We start from the raw sequence: 17,981 nt of genomic DNA on the forward strand, positions 1-17,981 counted from the left end.
ACTATTATATTATTGCAACTATATTTATTCACTGTTCTGTTCTAAGTAATAATTTCTAAACTTATCTCTTAGTTTTTTTATTGGTATCCACCAAGCTAATTTTTTTATAAATTCATCTGATTTTGATATTTTTTTTGTGGCTTAATATATTATTTAGGTTATTAATAATGTATTTAGGAACATTACTATGAAGTTTATCATAATATAATATTTCTCTATAAAATATATTAAAATATTCGCCTAAAGAAGAATAGTCATCTAAATTAAAACTAGGATAATCATATATATCATTAAAATTAACATCAGCATTAATTATTTTATAATTTAATTTTGTTATCATGCATTTTTTGCATCTACCACATAATTTGTATTCTCTTGATCTGTAAGAATCACATGCATCAAGTTTATTTAATGCATATTTCCAATCTTTTATAACGTTCATTTTATCTATTCTAGTTAAAAATTCTCCATCTGTAATAAGATTAAAACAGTTAGATTTAATAAATTTGTTTGATATAGGATTTGAACCATGTGGTACCATTATAGAATCTTGGGCAATAAACTCATCTGAAGCAATTATTAAATTATTATAAATATCTTGATATAACATCATTAAAGATATAAATAGCGCTATAAATTCATCCCCCCAATCGAATATACTAGATACAGTATATAAATTAGTATCAATATCAATAACTTCATATTTTATATCATTTGCTATATTTATGATTCTTTTAGATATTTCTTCATCTATTTTGTTATAATCTAAATCAGTATTTGCCATTATCACTGTAGGAGTCCGTGCTCCACCTATTTTTAACAGTTTTTTTATATTTTTGTTGTTTCTTCCTGCTAATCCTTTATAGTGTCTGTATAAAGTTGAAACTGAGTCTAATCCACCAGAGAAACACATTACAGCATCATCATTAAGTTTTTTAGGTTCATCATCTATTTCATCATAAGCAATGATTTTTATATCTTTACATTTATCAGGTAACCATATTTTCCAACATTCAATAAACATTTCAAGATTATCTAAAAATGATTTATTTACATTACCTTTTATTTTACAATCTCCTCCTATAGACATCATCTTAAATATATTAAAAAATACATATGGATCATAATTTTTTGTTAAATATTCTTTTTCTGATATTGGTAATTTTATATATATTTCTTCTATTCTATTTCCAAAATCTAATGTCATTATTTTATATATGAACCCATTCTCTTCTTTATCTTTTACTTTTAATTCGAACATATTAATTTCCTAGTTTCTATAATTTAATTATAATTATTTACACAAACAATAATTAAAGTTCATTTTTTACATAATCTAAAGATAAAAGCTTTTCTTTTACTTGTTCTTTATTTAAACGAGTTGTATTATCTGAATTATACTCTTCTCTAGATCCTACTTCTATGCTACCATCTATAAAGTATTTATCATAATTTAAATCCCTATTATCTGCAGGTATTTTATAAAAATTTCCCATATCAACAGCTTTAATCATATCTTCTTTATTTATTAAGGTCTCATAAGTTTTTTCTCCATGTCTAGTACCTATTATTTTTATTTCTACATTCGGATTAAATATTTCTTTAATAGCTAACGCCAAATCCATGATAGTGCATGCTGGTGCTTTTTGAACAAAAATATCCCCATTTACAGCATTATTGAAAGCGAATAACACTAAGTCTACTGATTCATCTAGTGACATTAAAAACCTTGTCATATTAGGATCTGTAACAGTTAAAGGTTTATCCTCTTTACACTGTTTTATAAATAATGGAATAACAGAACCTCTTGAAGCCATAACATTTCCATATCTAGTGGCACATAAAGTTGTATTACCATCATTTGGTAAATTTCTAGACTTTGAAATCATTAATTTTTCCATAATAGCTTTTGTCATCCCCATAGCATTAATAGGATAAACAGCTTTGTCTGTTGACAACATAACAAGTTTTTTTACTTTATTTTCTATGCATGCATCTATTACATTACTTGAACCAATTATATTAGTATGCACTGCTTGTATAGGATAAAATTCACAAGAAGGTACTTGCTTCAATGCGGCAGCATGAAATACAAAATCTACATTTCTTAAAGCCTCATTTATGCTTTTATAATCTCTAACATTACCAATATAATATTTAATTCTATCATCTTTTAATTCTGTACGCATTCTATCTTGTTTTTCTTCATCTCTAGAAAATACTCTTACTTCTTTTATATCAGTATTGTTTATAAAGTATCTAAGCATTTTATTACCAAAAGATCCAGTACCTCCGGTTATTAATAAAATTTTATCCTTAAACATAATGCTCACTCCAAATTATTTATTTGTTCTTTTATTGTAGGTATATTTAATTTACTACATAATTTTTTAATGGATGATAAACTTCTATCACATATAGTATTAGTTATATATGGTTTTATTTTAAGATTTAAATCATATTTCTTATTAAAATATTCTAACATTTGATATTTGCTTACTATATCTTTAGAATGTATATGAAATAAATCTTCTTCATATAGATTATTTTCTATTATTTTCTCACAAATTATTGCATATTGTTTTGTTGTAATACCATTCCAAAAATGATTTAAAAATCCATTTACAGACTTTCCTTTTTGTGATTTAGCCCAAGAAATTAAACTAGCATTTTTATGTATTTCTTCACCTATTATACTTGTACGCAATATCATACATTTTCCTCTAGGTTCACCTAAAGATTTAGATTTTCCATATTCATCTAATGCATTATGTTCATCAAGCTCATTATATTTACCTTTAAGTCCATCAAAGACACAGTCTGTAGTTATGTGAATAAATTTAATATTATTTTCTTTACACCAATTAGCAGCATTCCATGGTAATATAGAGTTTATAAATATAGAATCTCTCATATTGTTAAACATAAAAGGCTTTATGATACCAATACAATTGATAACATAATCAAAATCTATATTAAAATTATTTATATTATCAGTAAGTGAATCAAATTTAATGCCTTTATTTTTATCAAAATTATCAAAAGCTACTTTCTCATTTCTATATGTAAAATAGACATCATAATTTTTATTTTTTATAAAATGCCTAACAACTGTATTGCCAAGCATCCCTGTTCCACCTAATATTAAAATCTTTTTCATTTTGCTTTCTTCTTAATTGTAATTTTTATTCCTAAAATATTGATAATAAAATATTTTTTATTGTTTATAATATAAATTCCAAATATATTATTACTATTAATTGGTGAATTATTAATATAATAATTATTACTTGTATTATTATTAACATTATTATTATTAACATTATTATTATTAACATTATTATTAACATTATCAATATAATCTTTCATTAATTTTTCTTTTACTTTCTCTATATAATTTTGCTTAAGTTGTTTTATAATTAAGCCATATTCATTGTCTATTTTATGTTCACTTATTGTTTTTTTATATACTTCAATTGTTCTATCAATATAAATATCTTTATTATAGTTCTTTATAGCAAAATCTAATGATTTTTTACCTCTTTCTTTTACTTCATTTAAATTATCTATAAAGTACTGCAATTTGTTAGTATATTCTTCTTCTCTACAGGCTAATCCACATTCTGGAGAATTTATAACTTCAGGTAAAGATGTACCTTCAATAGAAAGAACCATTTTACCACAACTCATAGCTTCTATTGCCATAGCTCCAAAAGCTTCTTGTCTGGAAGGCATCAAAAATATATCGCATGCTTGATATAATTTAGCTATAAAATTATCATCCTTTATCCAATTATAGAATTTTATATTATAATTGCTTTCTAAATCCTTAAATTTATCAATTTCAAATCCCAATATAATTAATGATATTTGACTATTTGTTTTTATATTTTTTAAAGCTTTTTTTATAATATCAGCACCTTTTAAAGGACCTGCATCTGCCCTAAACATCAATGTGATTGAATTTTCAGGTATTTCTAATTCTCTTTTAGCTTCATTAATATCTCTAGGCTTAAATATATTTTGATTAATACCATATGGAATTCTATATATTTTTTTATCTTTCCATATAGGCGATTCTTTTAATTTATCTTCCATCCATTTTGAGGCAACAATTGCTACTATATTAGAATCTTTTATAGCTTGTTTTTTAATTTCAAATTTAAATGCTGTATCATCATTTTCAATTATAAATGGTTTATCTAAGTAATCACAGTCATAACAATGGTCTTTCCATTTTTCACAATCAAAATGATAAACACAATGTCCCCCCAGTACCCATGGATCATGAATAGACCATATTATAGGTTTTAATTTACTCATAATTGGCAGATAATTTAAATCAATTATATTATTGAGAGCATTATGTATTATATGCATATGAATTAATTCAGAATGAAGAAAAAATTCACTCTTTATAAAATTTTCAGTATTAGGTATATTCATAATATCAAAATATTTGTGTGTATGTATATCATCAGAATCTTTTATTGATGTTAAATAATCAGAGTCTATATTTCTATCTCTTAAATATAAATGTAAATCATAACCATTAAATTTATTTCCTATAAGATCTGTAACATTAATTTGTATATTTTTCATAACTTTTTTATGTACATAGTCTAAAGCTATTGTATATCCAACTGTATTATAAAATTCTGCCACTTCTGTATAAAAGTCTAGTTTAGTTTTTGCCAATAATGTGAAATCATCTTCTGTGAAATTTTCCATTATAGAAATAAATAATTTTGAATATTCTATATTTCTTTTTTCCCCTGCTCTCATTCCTTGACTTGTAGATACATGCCTTGCTTTAATTAATATTTGACTCACTAATTTATGAGGAAAAATTTTAAAAAGCCTATAAAAAAATTCAAAATCTTGAGCTATTAATACTTTTTCATCAAATAAACCTACTTTATCAAAACAAGTTTTAGCTATCAATAATGTACATCCATGTGTTTGATTATATATTATAGGATGTAACATTGATTTAGCTCTTGGGGGATAAGCATTAATATGATCTATATAATTTGTTTTATATACCGTTTCATATTTTTCATTTATTCCTTCTACATCCGCCATTATAACAGTTTCTTTATTATCTAATTTTGATAACTCCTCAACTTCTATTTTTATTTTATCAGGATAATACATATCATCATGTGAAAGCCAAGAAAAATAATCTCCTTTCATATTTTTTATTGCCAAATTTAAAGCTGTTGACGTACCACCATTTTCTTTATAGAAATATCTTACTTTATCTCCATAAGATTTTACTATTTCTTCTGTATTATCACTTGATCCATCATTTACTACTATTATTTCTATGTTGTTATAAGTTTGTGCCAATGCACTATCTATTGCCTCTTTAACATAATTACTGCCATTATATACTGGTATAACTATTGAAACTAATGGATTAAAATTCATACTTTTTCTCCTGTATTATTAGATGATAATCTATCAAATTCTTTTTTTATATCTATATTATGTTGTTCTGTGAAGACTAGTCCGTCAGTTTGATTTAGAATAATATTATTTTTTATACATAAGTATTCTAATAGAGCTGCCATATCTGTAACTTTTTTATCATTCATATTCCATTTAGATGGAGGTTTTGGAAATGAATGTTCTGCATTCATTTCTGGAGCTAGAATAATATTTTTTACACCAGCCCATTTGCATTTTTTTACAAAACCTATTATATCATTTTCATTTGCATTCCACTCAAATAAAATATATTTAGCTTGTACTCTGTCTGGAAATTTGCAATATTTTTTAATATTATTCCAAACAATATCAAATTTATCTACACCTTTAATTTTTTTAAATGTTTCTGGTGTACCAGAATCAACAGAAATTCTAACTTCAATATTTCCATTTTCTAAACCATTCATAATATTTTCAGAAAATATTATTCCTGTAGTATTAATAAATTGATTATAACCAAAGCTTGAAATATTTTTAATATTGTCTTCAAAATATTTACTAACTGTAGGTCCCCCCCCCCCCCAAGCAACATGTGCATGAGGAATTACCATATTCATATCTCTAAAATATTGTATTGCTTCTTCAGCATTATATTGCATATCTGTATTTTTATGCTCTAGAAAACAATAAGCACAATTAATATGACATTTTGTATAATGTGCTATTGTAAATAGTTCTATTTGTTCTGATAATTTATATTTTGGAAATATTTTTTTTACTAAATTTCTACATCCTGTACATGGATTATTATCCTTTTGCATATCTTCTAATACTTCATCTAATTTTTGTATATACTTAGATAAGTTCAGTCGTTCTTCATTATAAGGTTTTAAGTTTTTTATTGGTCTTCCTTCACAACAAAAAGTTATTGTATTATAGCTAAATAATATCCATTTAGTGAATACATCGCAGTGCCAAATTTCTTTTCCTTCCCATTTTTTATTAAAGTTAACTATTGATATTTTTTCAGGATATTTTTTTAATTCTTCTGACTCTAAATTTGATAGTTTATTTTTTTTAAATAAATCAAATAATTTCATTTTTATTATTTCCTCCAAATATTATCATTAATGTATTCAGTATATCCAAGTATTATTCTAACTACTTTCATAGATAAGTTATCAACATCATAATCTTCTACAGTTTTTGGCATCATATTATTTTTATATTGTTCCGTAACAACTTCAACAGCTTTTAATACTCTATCTTTTTTATATCCGCACATTATTAATGTACCTTCGTCATTACCTTCAGGTCTTTCATGAGCATTTCTTATAGTTACTGCAGGAAATTTTAATAAAGAACTTTCTTCTGTTATTGTACCACTATCCGAAAGAGTACAGAAAGAATTTTTTTGTAATGCTATATAATCAAAAAATCCAAATGGTTTAGAAAAAATAATATTATTGTGAACTTTAATGTTTTTTAATTTATCTAAAAGTCTTCTAGTTCTAGGATGAGTTGAAAATATTATTTTATAATCATATTTTTCAGATAATGCATTTAATGATTCTATTAAAGATCTTAAATTAGCTTCTATATCAACAACTTCTTCTCTATGCGAACTAACTACAAAATATTTATTTTTCTCTAATGATAATTTATCCAATATATTTGAATTATTAATTTTATCTTTATATATTTCAAATATTTCTTTCATAGAAGAACCAATTTTAATAATTCTTTCAGAGGCTATACCTTCTCTTTGTAAATAATGTCTAGCCTGTTCAGTAATTACTAAATTAATATCTGCTAAATGATCTACTATTTTTCTATTTATTTCCTCAGGAACTCTTTCATCAAAACATCTGTTTCCAGCTTCCATATGAAATACAGGTATCTTTTTTCTTTTTGCTGGTATTATAGAAAGACATGAGTTAGTATCACCATATAAAAGTAATGCATCAGGTTTTTCTTTTTCCATAACTTCATCAGAATTTGCTATAATATTTCCTATCGTTTTTGATAATGTTGAATCAGCAACATTTAGAAAGTAATCAGGTTTTCTTAATTCCAAATCATTGAAAAAGACTTCATTAAGTTCATAATCAAAATTTTGTCCGGTATGAACTAATATATGATCAGTATATTTATCTAATTCTTTTATAACTTGTGTAAGTTTTATTATTTCAGGTCTGGTACCAAGTATAGTCATTACTTTCATTTCTTTTTCCTGTTTTTGTTTAGTAATAGATATAATAATAAAAATATTCTATAGAAAATTTTTTTACTTCTTTTTAAAGTTATTCTTATGTTGAAGATGTTTATGTATAAATAACTTACATTAAACTCTATTTTGAATAGATGGCATGTACTTTTTTTATCTAAATTTTTTAATGAGTAGTATTTCAAAAATTTACTTCTGTATAAATAAAAATTATCTAATAATATATAATCTTTAAATCTATCTACTATATATTTATTCTCATTAATTTCATTTTCTACTTTGATATAATAATTTGTATTTTGCAAATCATCAGTATAATAGAAAAAGTATTTATTTATAAATTTCATTTTTCCATAAAAAGATAACTGCATAATAATATTATAGTCATTGTCATATATCATATTTATTTTTTCAAATACTTTTCTTTTTATAAGCATGCTGCATAATGGTATATATATTGGATTATCCCAGAAATATAACATATCTTCAAATTGTTTATCTTCATTAAAATTTAACGATTCTAATTTTGGGTATATTTTCTTATTATTTTTCTCAAAATAATAATTTGAATATGATATATCTATAGACGGATCTTCTATAAATTCATTAAATTGTGAATGTAATTTATCTTTGAGTAAAATTTCATTATTATTTATAAATTGTACAAAATTCCCATCTATTATATCTAAAATATTATTATTTTTCTCAGGATTAAAAATTTTATACTCCATATTAAAATTAACATTCAACTTATTGTTTGTTATAAATATTATTTCTATGTTATTATAATTTTGATCTATAATAGAATTAATAATAGAATTAATATTATCATAATCTCTATTATAAATATTAATAATGATAGAGATTTTATTATTATTGGAATAATATTGCTTATTATCTTCTTTATATATTTCAAGTTCAGTATTTATAAAGTCTATCAATTTATCATAAACAGAATTTTGCATTCTGTTTTTTATTTTATTAAGAACATTATATCTATTAAAAAATATACTTTGATATTCATCATCATTTATATTTTTTAGGATATTAATCCACAGTTTATTTCCTTCATTTCTCAATAAATCTTTTTTTGAATTACTATCTTGTTTTTTATGGATTCTATATTGCAATAAAACTTTAGGTATATATTTAACTTTATATCCATGTTTGAACATTCTAAACCAAAAATCATAATCCTGCACGCATAAAAGATTTTCATTAAAGAAACCAACATTAGAAAAAACAACTTTAGGAATTAGTAATGTACATCCGCCAATATCAGAAAGTAATATAGAATAAAAATTATTGTTTAATCTTCTATATTCTGTTTTAGATGAATTTTCAAATGCTGTTATAAGTTCTAGTTTTTCATTAACAAATTCAAAACCAGAATATATTACTGTTTTTTCATCAGTATTTTTTAATTCGTTTACTTCTTCTTCAATTTTATTAGGATAGTAAATATCATCATGTGATAACCAAGATATATAATCCCCTTTTGCTGCTTTTATGGCACAATTTAATGCACTGGATACTCCTCCATTATCTTTATAAATATAAGTTATTTTACTTGAAAAGTTATTGATAATATTTGCTGTATTATCTTTAGAACCATCATCAACTACTATCACTTCTATGTTTCTATAAGTTTGATTAAGAGCACTACTTATAGAATCTTCTATGTAATTTTCACCATTGTAAACAGGTATTATTATTGATATTAAAGGATTAGATTTTATCACAATATCATCCTCGCTTTTCAATTACAAAATTAAATCCTAAAAGATTTATTTTTGTATTTTCGTTTGAAAATTGTATAGAAAACAGAATTCTCAATATATTACTAAAAGTTATAACTACGGGGGTAGTATAATTTTTATTATTCTTAATATTTATATTAATACCGAATATTCTAATATTTGTGTAAAATCCATCTAATATTATAGAGAAAAAATAAGGTAATAGTTTATTATTTATAACTTTTAGTCTTTCTTCTGTTTTTAAATAATAATTATAATGATATTTATATTTATTGTATTCTTCTAAAAAATCTTTATCAAAGTATTTATTTAATATAGATATGTATTCATTATTATTATTAATCTTATATAATAAAAATTTATATTGATTGTATGCTAATTTCATGTAATCATATTTATATAAAATATTATCATTCATTTTTATCAAAAAATTATAAAACTCATCTAATGAATTTCTTGAATCCATACACATTTTATTAAATTTTTCTTCTGTTAGATAATCTGTAGTTTTATTGCTATAGCTTATATCACAATAATATATATATAATTCATCATAAATAGCTTTATATGTTTTAGCAAAATAGAAAAAGATTAAACATTGCAGCATATCTTCAGCAAATGTTATATGACTATCAGGTATATAGATAATAGCCTTTTTTACTATGGAAGATTTAAAAAATTTTGCCCATACATTATGGGATATTTTTTCATTTAGAACTTCATTTAGCAAATAATTATTATCTATATTGCTTCTCTTAGTTGAAAGATACCAAGAAACTCTTTTTTCTTCTTTTAATTTTTCTTTTTTATTTGGATTTGACGATACAGATCTTACACTAAATTGAATTACATCATAATCATTATCTTTTATAGTCTTAAATACATTTTCTAATGCATTTAAATTTAATTCATCATCCGGATCTATATATGTTATATAATAACCTCTAGCCTCTATACTTCCAGTTTTTCTTGCTGATAATGTACCTTTATTTTGTTCATGCCTTATATATATTATTCTATTATCATTATATGAATTTATAATTTCTTCACAATTACCATTAGAACAATCATTAACTATTATTATTTCAAATTTGGTAAATGTCTGATTTATAATACTGTTTATACACCTTTTTAAATATTTTTCAGTATTATACACAGGTATAATTATTGAAAAGAAACAATTAATTTTGCACATATAAACCTTAAATTAACATAATTATAATTATCAGAAAATGATATTGATTATAATTAAATATAGTTATAATAAATATGAAATTATATTTAATTATAAGTAATAAAATATATTGTTTATTTCTTGACATTTATATTTTATAAGTTATAATAATTCAATTAGTTGAATTATTAATATTATAATTCCACTAATTATAATTATGTTTATAGTATGAGGTTAATTAATGAAGGCTGTTATATTAGCTGGAGGTCTTGGTACAAGGTTAGGTGAAGAGACAACAATAAGACCAAAGCCTTTAGTAGAAATAGGCGGAAGGCCAATTATATGGCATATAATGAAATATTATTCATATTTTGGAATTAATAATTTTGTAGTACTTCTTGGATATAAAGGCTATATGATTAAGGAGTTTTTTGATAATTATAGAAGACATTTATATGATATGAAAATAGATTTTAAAAATAATAATTCTATTTCATTAAAAAAAGATAAAAATTCTTTTGAAGAAGAAAATTGGGTTATAGAGCTTGTAGATACAGGTGAAAGTACTATGACAGGTGGAAGGTTAAAGAAGGCTTACCAATATCTAAAAGATGAGCCAAGTTTCTGTTTTACTTATGGCGATGGAGTTTCAAATATTAATATAAAAGATGAAATTGAGTTTCATAATAAGCATAAAAAAATAGCTACTGTTGGAGCGGTTTATCCTCCTGCTAGATTTGGTGCTTTAAAAATAGAAAGTGATAATAGTGTATCAAATTTTATAGAAAAACCTAGAGGAGATAATGCATATATAAGCGGAGGATTTTTTGTATTAAATAATGATATTTTTAATTATTTAGGAGATGATAGTACAGTATTTGAACAGGAACCTTTAAGAAAATTATCTAGTGATAATGAGCTTATGGCTTTTAGACATGAAGGTTTTTGGCAGTGTATGGATACTCAAAGAGATAAATCTATACTAGAAGAAATGTGGAATAAAGGCAATGCTCCATGGAAACTTTGGGAATAAAAACAATATTTGAGATATTTAAAAATAAAAATATTTTAATTACAGGTCATACAGGATTTAAAGGAGCCTGGCTTTCAAAATTATTATTAGAAGTAGGTTCTAATATTAGCGGAATATCTTTAAAAGCTAATGATTTGTCTCTATATAATTTGTTAGGTCTGGATAATCAATTAAATTCATATATATTAGATATTAGAGATGTAGATAATATAAAAAAAATAGTTTTAGATATTAATCCTGATATAATTTTTCATTTAGCAGCGCAGCCGTTAGTAATAGATAGTTACAATAATCCATTATATACATTTGAAACTAATGTTATTGGTACTATTAACTTAATGGAAGCTATGAGGCAATTAAATAATTTAGAATGTGCAGTTATGATTACAACTGATAAGGTTTATGATAATAAAGAATGGGTTTGGGGATATAGAGAAAATGATTCTTTAGGCGGTCATGATCCATATTCAGCCTCTAAGGCTTGTTCTGAAATAGCTATAAAAAGTTATAAAAAATCATTTTTTAAAGATTTAAATATAGTTAGCGTAAGAGCAGGTAATGTTATAGGTGGCGGGGATTTTGCTGATAATAGAATAATACCTGATATTGTGAGGGCTATAGAAAAAAATATTCCTGTAGAATTAAGAAATCCTAATAGTGTGAGACCTTGGCAGCATGTACTTGATGTTCTCTACGGTTATTTATTACTTGCTTATAATATAATTAATAAAAATGATGTGTCTGATAGTTATAATTTCGCTCCTATAGATGAAGGAAATAAATTTACTGTTGAGTATATAACTAAATCTTTTATAGATAATATTGGAAAAGGTAGTTATAAAATAAATATTCAAGATACAGATAAAAAAGAAATGAATATGCTTAGATTAGATTCATCTCTTGCAAGAAAAGAATTAAAATGGAATGAGAGATTTAGTACAGAAGAAGCTATAAAACAAACTGCTATTTGGTATAAAGAATATTTAAATAATAATGATTTAAATATAATAACTAATAAACAAATAAAAGAATATATTAATTGAAGGTCAATAAAGTATGGATAGAAATAAATTATTAGAAATGGTTAGAGAATATGCTAGAAAAGAATATGCTCCTAAAGAATTTGTAAAAGGAGTAAGTTCTGTACCTGTTTCTGGAAGAATATTTGATGAAGATGATGTTGCTGCATTAGTTGATAGTGCTTTAGATTTTCATCTTACAACATACAGATATAATGATGAATTTGAAAAAGGTTTAAAAGAGTTTTTCGGACTAAAATATGCTTTGACTTGTAATTCAGGTTCTTCAGCAAACTTAATTGCAGTAACTTCATTAACAAGCCATTTATTAAAAGATAGGGCATTAAAAGCCGGAGATGAAGTTATAACAGTTGCTGCAGGTTTTCCAACAACTGTTAATCCAATACTTCAAAATAATTTAGTACCTGTGTTTGTAGATGTAGAATTAGAAACATATAATGTAAATGTTGATGAATTAGAAAAAGCTAGAAGTGATAAAACTAAAGCCATTATTCTAGCACACACTTTAGGAAATCCTTTTAATATACAAAAAGTAAAGGAATTTTGTGATAAATATAATCTATGGTTTATAGAAGATTGCTGTGATGCGTTGGGAAGTACTTACAATAATAAAAAAGTTGGAACTTTCGGAGATATTGCTACATTAAGTTTCTATCCGGCACATCATATTACTATGGGTGAAGGCGGAGCAGTTCTTACAGATAACCCTATTTTAAAAAAAGCAATGGAAAGTATTAGAGATTGGGGACGCGATTGTTGGTGTGCTCCGGGATGTGATGATACCTGCAAACAGCGATTCTCACAAAAACTAGGTGATTTACCTGAGGGATATGATCATAAATATACATATTCACATTTAGGCTATAACTTAAAAATTACGGATATGCAGGCCGCATGCGGTGTTGCTCAGCTTAGAAAGTTAAATAGTTTTATACTAAAAAGAAAAGAAAATTTTAAAAAAATAAAAAATAAATTAGAAAAATTTAGTAAATATTTAATTCTGACTAAGGAACAAGAAAATAGTGATCCCTCTTGGTTTGGGTTTCTTATAAGTGTTAAAGAAGATGCTCCATTTACAAGAAATGATATAGTAAAATATTTGAATAAAAATAAAATAGGTACTAGATTATTATTTGCTGGTAATATTATCAAGCAGCCTTATATGATTGGAAGAAATTATAGGGTAATAGGAAATTTGATAAATTCTGATTTTATTATGAATAATACTTTTTGGATTGGGGTTTATCCTGGAATTGATGATTCTATGATTGATTATGTTGAACTTATTATTGGAGAGTTTATATCAAATTTAGGAGGAAAATAATGATAGGGAATATTACAGTATTTGATTGTACATTTAGAGAAGCTGGATATCAAACAGGTTGGTTTTTTGATGAAGACTTTTGCAGAGATTATTATAAATTTGCTCAATCTGCTGGTATTGATTATTTAGAACTAGGTTTTTTCCATAATAAAGAAGCAGATCCTAACAGAGGACATTTCCGTTATTGTAGTTTAGATAATGAAGAAATAAAAAATATTTTTTCAATTACAAAAAATACAGTTAAGCTTTCTGCTATGAGAGATATTCAAAGACCTTTAAGTGAATTGCTTCCAAGAAAAGAAACGGTTATAGATGCAGTTAGAATACTTACAAGATCTAGTGAAACAGATTTCTCAGTTTTAGAAAAGCATGTAAAAGAAATTAAAGATTTAGGTTATGAGGTGTTTATTAATTTTACAAGTTCTGGTCATAATACAATAGATAAAAATAGAGAATTTGCTAAATTTGCTAAACAGCATGAAATACCAGTCATATATTTTGCTGATACAGAAAGTATCTTTACCACTGAATATGTTAGAAATACATTAGAAGCATGCCGTGAAGAAGGTATTGAAGCAGGTATGCATTTTCATGATAAAAATGGTACAGCTGAAATGCTTTTGGAAGTAGCTTTGCATTATGGATGCAAATATACTGATATTACTATGATGGGACTTGGTGGAAAATGGCATGATGGTAATCTATCTACTGAGCATTTTTTAAGAAAATATAATTATAACCCTGGATATGAACAGACTAGATTAAAAACTATGCTTATACAAAATTTAATTAAATACAATAAGAGTACAGCAGCTGTTCTATAGGGTTTTTTATGAAGGTTTCTGATTTTATATTTAAATTTCTAAATGAAGAATACAATGTAAAAGATGTATTTATGGTTTCCGGCGGAGGTGCTATGCATCTTAATGATTCAGTTGGTAATAATAAAAATATTAATGTTATATGTTGCCATCATGAACAGGCTTGTGCAATAGCTGCTGATGGTTACAGCCGGATTAATGGAAATTTATCTGTTGTTAATGTTACTACTGGGCCTGGAGGAACGAATGCATTAACTGGGGTTATTGGAGAATATTTAGATTCTGTTCCTGTATTATATATTTCAGGGCAGGTTAAATTTGAAACTACAATAGAGTCTTGTAGAGAACTTAATTTAAGACAGCTTGGCGATCAGGAAATAAATATTATAGATATAGTTAAGCCCGTTACTAAATATGCCTCTATGGTTAAAGATCCATTAAGAATTAAATATGAAATACAGAAAGCAATACATATAGCAAAATCTGGAAGAAAAGGTCCTGTTTGGTTGGATGTTCCTTTGGATGTTCAGGCTTCAGTTATTGATGAAAATAATTTAGAAGAATATAAAATAGAAAACATAAATACTCCAATTATAAAAGAACAAATTGATGAAGTTATAAATATATTGCAGAATGCAAAATCTCCTGTTATTATAGCAGGTCATGGTATAAGACTTTCTAATTCTATAAAGAAATTTTATAAGTTAATAGATAAACTAGATATTCCTGTATTATCAACTTTTAATGGATTTGATATAATTCCTACAGATAATAAAAATTATGTTGGTCGTATAGGTACTATTGGTAATAGGTATGGAAATATAATTTTACAAAATGCTGACGTTGTATTGTCTTTGGCTTCAAGAAATAATATAAGACAAATTAGCTATAATTATGAAAATTTTGCTAAAAATGCTAAACATATTATAGCTGTTGATATAGATAATGCTGAACTTAATAAGCCTACTATAAATTATACATTAAAAATTAATAATGATGTGCATTTATTTATTAATACTTTAAATGATTCATTAGAGAATATTGAAGTAAATAAACACACCAAATGGAGAGAATGGACTTTAAATATAAAAAATAAATATTCAAAACTTTTAGATGAATATACAGTTTCTAATGATGTAAATCCTTATTATTTTACTTATGAATTAACAAATAAATTATCAAATGATGATATAGTAACTTGTACAAATGCTACGCCTAGTTTAGCTTTATTTCAAGTAGGTATAGTAAAGGAAAATAACAGAATGTTTTGTAATTCAGGATGTGCTGCTATGGGATTTGGTTTGCCGGCATCTATTGGTGCAGCAGTTGCATCTAAAGATAAAAATGTTATTTGTTTAGAAGGTGATGGAAGTTTAATGATGAATATTCAAGAGCTTCAAACTATTTCTCATTACAACTTGAATATTAAGCTATTTTTATATAATAATAATGAGTATGCTTCCATTAGACAAACACAAGATAGTTTCTTCAAAAGAAGAACAGGTTGTGATTTTAATTCTGGTGTATCTTTTCCTAACTGGGAATTTATTGCTAAGGCATTTAATTTGAAATATTATTGTATAGATAAAAAAGAAAATATTAATAATATGTTGGATGAAATTTTAAATATAAATGGTCCCATATTTTGTAATGTAATCTTAGAAAAAGATTATTTATTTTTGCCAAAAATTTCATCTAAGGAACTTCCTAATGGTAAAATGGTAAGCCGTTCATTAGAAGATATGACTCCCCTACTTTCTAAAGAAGAATTAGGTGAAAATATTTATAAAGGATAATTTATGGTATTGCAAAGAATATGTCCTATATGTAATTGTGAAAAAGGTGAAAATCTTTATGAAATAAATTTTGCTAAAGCTAAAGATGAATTTGTACCAGAACATTATGATATAGTTGCCTGTAATAATTGCGGATTTATTTTTAATAATACAACTTGGACTCAAAAAGATTATGATAAATATTATTCAGATACTACAAAATATTCATCTAATTTTACTTCAGGTGCTGGTGGATTGTCAAATTTAGATAAGATAAGATATAATGCTATAATAGATAGAATAGAAAAATTTATTTGTAAAGATAGTAGTATACTTGATATTGGTTGTGCTAAGGGAGGACTTCTAAGAACTTTTCAAAATAGAGGATATCGTAATCTATATGGTATTGAATCTTCTAAGGAAGCTATAGAAAATCTGAAACAATATAATATAGGGGGAGAAGTTTCTAGTATTTTTGATTTAAAAAATATTGACAAAAAATTTGATGTTGTAATATTAAGCCAAGTTTTAGAGCATATATATGACTTAAAAAATGTAAAGTATATATTAGAGAATATATTAAATGATAATGGTATATTATATATAGATATTCCTGATGGTACATCGTATATAAAAAATAAGTTAGCAGCATATTATTATTTTGATTTGGAGCATATAAATCATTTTTCATTAATTACATTAGAATATTTATTTGATAACTTTAAATTAGTAGAAAAAGATTCATTTTATTTTGATAATGTTTCAAATATAAAATCATATATAATATATGGTATATTTAAAAAAGTAACCAATAAAATTGTTAACAAATTAAAAGATAATGAAGCTATAAATAAAATGAAAGAATATATAAATTATAGTAATAAAATAGATAAATATAATATAGATAATATAGATAATACTAAGTTAACTTATTGTTGGGGATTTGGAGCATTGTTAAGAAGGATATTATTAGATAAAAAATATTTTTCTAATTGTAATATTGATGGTATAATAGATAAGAATGAGACTTTTGCTGGTAAGAAGATTATTGATCATAAAGGTAATAAAATAGAAGTATTTACACCTAATATACTTAAAAATACTGATAATGTTATAATAACATCCGTCTTATATTCTGAAATTATTAAACAAGATTTGTTAAATGATTTAAATTTTAATGGAAAAATATATGAATTGAGAGCAGAGCAGAGCAGAGCAGAGCAGAGCAGAGCAGAGCAGAGCAGAGCAGAGCAGAGCAGAGCAGAGCAGAGCAGAGCAGAGCAGAGCAGAGCAGAGCAGAGCAGAGCAGAGCAGAGCAGAGCAGAGCAGAGCAGAGCAGAGCTAATATTTAATAATTACTACAAAGAAGTAGCATAGATTTTATTTTATTATCG

The 17,981-nt window shown here is 24.8% G+C and carries 14 protein-coding genes; 6 read left to right on the top strand and 8 right to left on the bottom strand.

Going from position 1 to position 17,981, the window contains the following annotated elements; all coding sequences use genetic code 11:
• Nucleotides 1-112: 112 nt before the first annotated feature.
• The 8 genes from BFL38_RS01620 to BFL38_RS01655 are packed head-to-tail and all read right to left on the bottom strand — an operon-like array spanning nt 113 to nt 10,615.
• Nucleotides 113-1,261 carry a hypothetical protein gene (locus BFL38_RS01620; RefSeq protein ID WP_069725421.1) on the bottom strand — a complete coding sequence of 383 codons (1,149 nt, stop codon included), beginning with the start codon at nt 1,259-1,261 and terminating at the stop codon, nt 113-115.
• Between the two features lie 52 nt (nt 1,262-1,313).
• Nucleotides 1,314-2,324 carry a polysaccharide biosynthesis protein gene (locus tag BFL38_RS01625; RefSeq protein ID WP_069725422.1) on the bottom strand — a complete coding sequence of 337 codons (1,011 nt, stop codon included), beginning with the start codon at nt 2,322-2,324 and terminating at the stop codon, nt 1,314-1,316.
• Between the two features lie 5 nt (nt 2,325-2,329).
• Entirely contained in the window at nt 2,330-3,160 is an 831-nt protein-coding gene (locus BFL38_RS01630; protein ID WP_069725423.1) for a dTDP-4-dehydrorhamnose reductase family protein, read from the bottom strand.
• Nucleotides 3,157-5,433: a glycosyltransferase gene (locus BFL38_RS01635; RefSeq protein WP_069725424.1), complete on the bottom strand. Its 2,277-nt coding sequence runs from the start codon at nt 5,431-5,433 to the stop codon at nt 3,157-3,159. Before BFL38_RS01635 ends, BFL38_RS01630 begins: the two co-directional genes overlap by 4 nt.
• A complete protein-coding gene (locus BFL38_RS01640) occupies nt 5,430-6,533 on the bottom strand; it encodes a radical SAM protein (protein ID WP_069725425.1) in 1,104 nt (367 codons plus the stop codon). Before BFL38_RS01640 ends, BFL38_RS01635 begins: the two co-directional genes overlap by 4 nt.
• 5 nt (nt 6,534-6,538) lie before the next feature.
• Entirely contained in the window at nt 6,539-7,657 is a 1,119-nt protein-coding gene (gene wecB / locus BFL38_RS01645; protein WP_069725426.1) for a non-hydrolyzing UDP-N-acetylglucosamine 2-epimerase, read from the bottom strand.
• Nucleotides 7,654-9,402 carry a glycosyltransferase gene (locus tag BFL38_RS01650; RefSeq protein WP_176720532.1) on the bottom strand — a complete coding sequence of 583 codons (1,749 nt, stop codon included), beginning with the start codon at nt 9,400-9,402 and terminating at the stop codon, nt 7,654-7,656. The genes wecB and BFL38_RS01650 overlap by 4 nt, the downstream gene beginning before the upstream one ends.
• Nucleotides 9,403-9,406: 4 nt before the next feature.
• On the bottom strand, nt 9,407-10,615 hold the full coding sequence (locus BFL38_RS01655; protein WP_069725428.1) for a glycosyltransferase family 2 protein: 1,209 nt from the start codon (nt 10,613-10,615) through the stop codon (nt 9,407-9,409).
• A gap of 220 nt (nt 10,616-10,835) precedes the next feature.
• Here BFL38_RS01655 and rfbF point away from each other — a divergent pair, with 220 nt between their 5' ends.
• The 6 genes from rfbF to BFL38_RS01685 are packed head-to-tail and all read left to right on the top strand — an operon-like array spanning nt 10,836 to nt 17,964.
• Nucleotides 10,836-11,627, top strand: a complete 792-nt coding sequence (gene rfbF / locus BFL38_RS01660; protein WP_069725429.1) for a glucose-1-phosphate cytidylyltransferase — start codon at nt 10,836-10,838, stop codon at nt 11,625-11,627.
• Nucleotides 11,609-12,670: a CDP-glucose 4,6-dehydratase gene (gene rfbG, locus BFL38_RS01665; RefSeq protein ID WP_069725430.1), complete on the top strand. Its 1,062-nt coding sequence runs from the start codon at nt 11,609-11,611 to the stop codon at nt 12,668-12,670. Before rfbF ends, rfbG begins: the two co-directional genes overlap by 19 nt.
• A 13-nt stretch (nt 12,671-12,683) precedes the next feature.
• On the top strand, nt 12,684-13,991 hold the full coding sequence (gene rfbH, locus BFL38_RS01670; protein ID WP_069725431.1) for a lipopolysaccharide biosynthesis protein RfbH: 1,308 nt from the start codon (nt 12,684-12,686) through the stop codon (nt 13,989-13,991).
• Nucleotides 13,991-14,815: a hydroxymethylglutaryl-CoA lyase-like TIM-barrel protein gene (locus BFL38_RS01675; RefSeq protein WP_069725432.1), complete on the top strand. Its 825-nt coding sequence runs from the start codon at nt 13,991-13,993 to the stop codon at nt 14,813-14,815. Before rfbH ends, BFL38_RS01675 begins: the two co-directional genes overlap by 1 nt.
• Nucleotides 14,816-14,823: 8 nt before the next feature.
• Nucleotides 14,824-16,608 (top strand): thiamine pyrophosphate-binding protein, encoded by a 1,785-nt coding sequence (locus BFL38_RS01680; RefSeq protein WP_069725433.1) that lies wholly within the window; start codon nt 14,824-14,826, stop codon nt 16,606-16,608.
• 3 nt (nt 16,609-16,611) lie between these two features.
• On the top strand, nt 16,612-17,964 hold the full coding sequence (locus tag BFL38_RS01685; RefSeq protein WP_069725434.1) for a class I SAM-dependent methyltransferase: 1,353 nt from the start codon (nt 16,612-16,614) through the stop codon (nt 17,962-17,964).
• Nucleotides 17,965-17,981 lie beyond the last annotated feature (17 nt).

The organism is Brachyspira hampsonii (assembly GCF_001746205.1).
Classification (GTDB): Bacteria; Spirochaetota; Brachyspiria; order Brachyspirales; family Brachyspiraceae; genus Brachyspira; species Brachyspira hampsonii_B.

What these genes read in the sequence shown, in the direction of transcription:
- BFL38_RS01620 (WP_069725421.1), bottom strand. Translation starts at nt 1,261, where the DNA reads ATGTTCGAATTAAAAGTAAAAGATAAAGAAGAGAATGGGTTCATATAT.
- BFL38_RS01635 (WP_069725424.1), bottom strand. Translation starts at nt 5,433, where the DNA reads ATGAATTTTAATCCATTAGTTTCAATAGTTATACCAGTATATAATGGC.
- BFL38_RS01675 (WP_069725432.1), top strand. Translation starts at nt 13,991, where the DNA reads ATGATAGGGAATATTACAGTATTTGATTGTACATTTAGAGAAGCTGGA.
- BFL38_RS01630 (WP_069725423.1), bottom strand. Translation starts at nt 3,160, where the DNA reads ATGAAAAAGATTTTAATATTAGGTGGAACAGGGATGCTTGGCAATACA.
- rfbF (WP_069725429.1), top strand. Translation starts at nt 10,836, where the DNA reads ATGAAGGCTGTTATATTAGCTGGAGGTCTTGGTACAAGGTTAGGTGAA.
- BFL38_RS01640 (WP_069725425.1), bottom strand. Translation starts at nt 6,533, where the DNA reads ATGAAATTATTTGATTTATTTAAAAAAAATAAACTATCAAATTTAGAG.
- rfbG (WP_069725430.1), top strand. Translation starts at nt 11,609, where the DNA reads ATGGAAACTTTGGGAATAAAAACAATATTTGAGATATTTAAAAATAAA.
- BFL38_RS01685 (WP_069725434.1), top strand. Translation starts at nt 16,612, where the DNA reads ATGGTATTGCAAAGAATATGTCCTATATGTAATTGTGAAAAAGGTGAA.
- wecB (WP_069725426.1), bottom strand. Translation starts at nt 7,657, where the DNA reads ATGAAAGTAATGACTATACTTGGTACCAGACCTGAAATAATAAAACTT.
- BFL38_RS01625 (WP_069725422.1), bottom strand. Translation starts at nt 2,324, where the DNA reads ATGTTTAAGGATAAAATTTTATTAATAACCGGAGGTACTGGATCTTTT.
- BFL38_RS01680 (WP_069725433.1), top strand. Translation starts at nt 14,824, where the DNA reads ATGAAGGTTTCTGATTTTATATTTAAATTTCTAAATGAAGAATACAAT.
- BFL38_RS01655 (WP_069725428.1), bottom strand. Translation starts at nt 10,615, where the DNA reads ATGTGCAAAATTAATTGTTTCTTTTCAATAATTATACCTGTGTATAAT.
- rfbH (WP_069725431.1), top strand. Translation starts at nt 12,684, where the DNA reads ATGGATAGAAATAAATTATTAGAAATGGTTAGAGAATATGCTAGAAAA.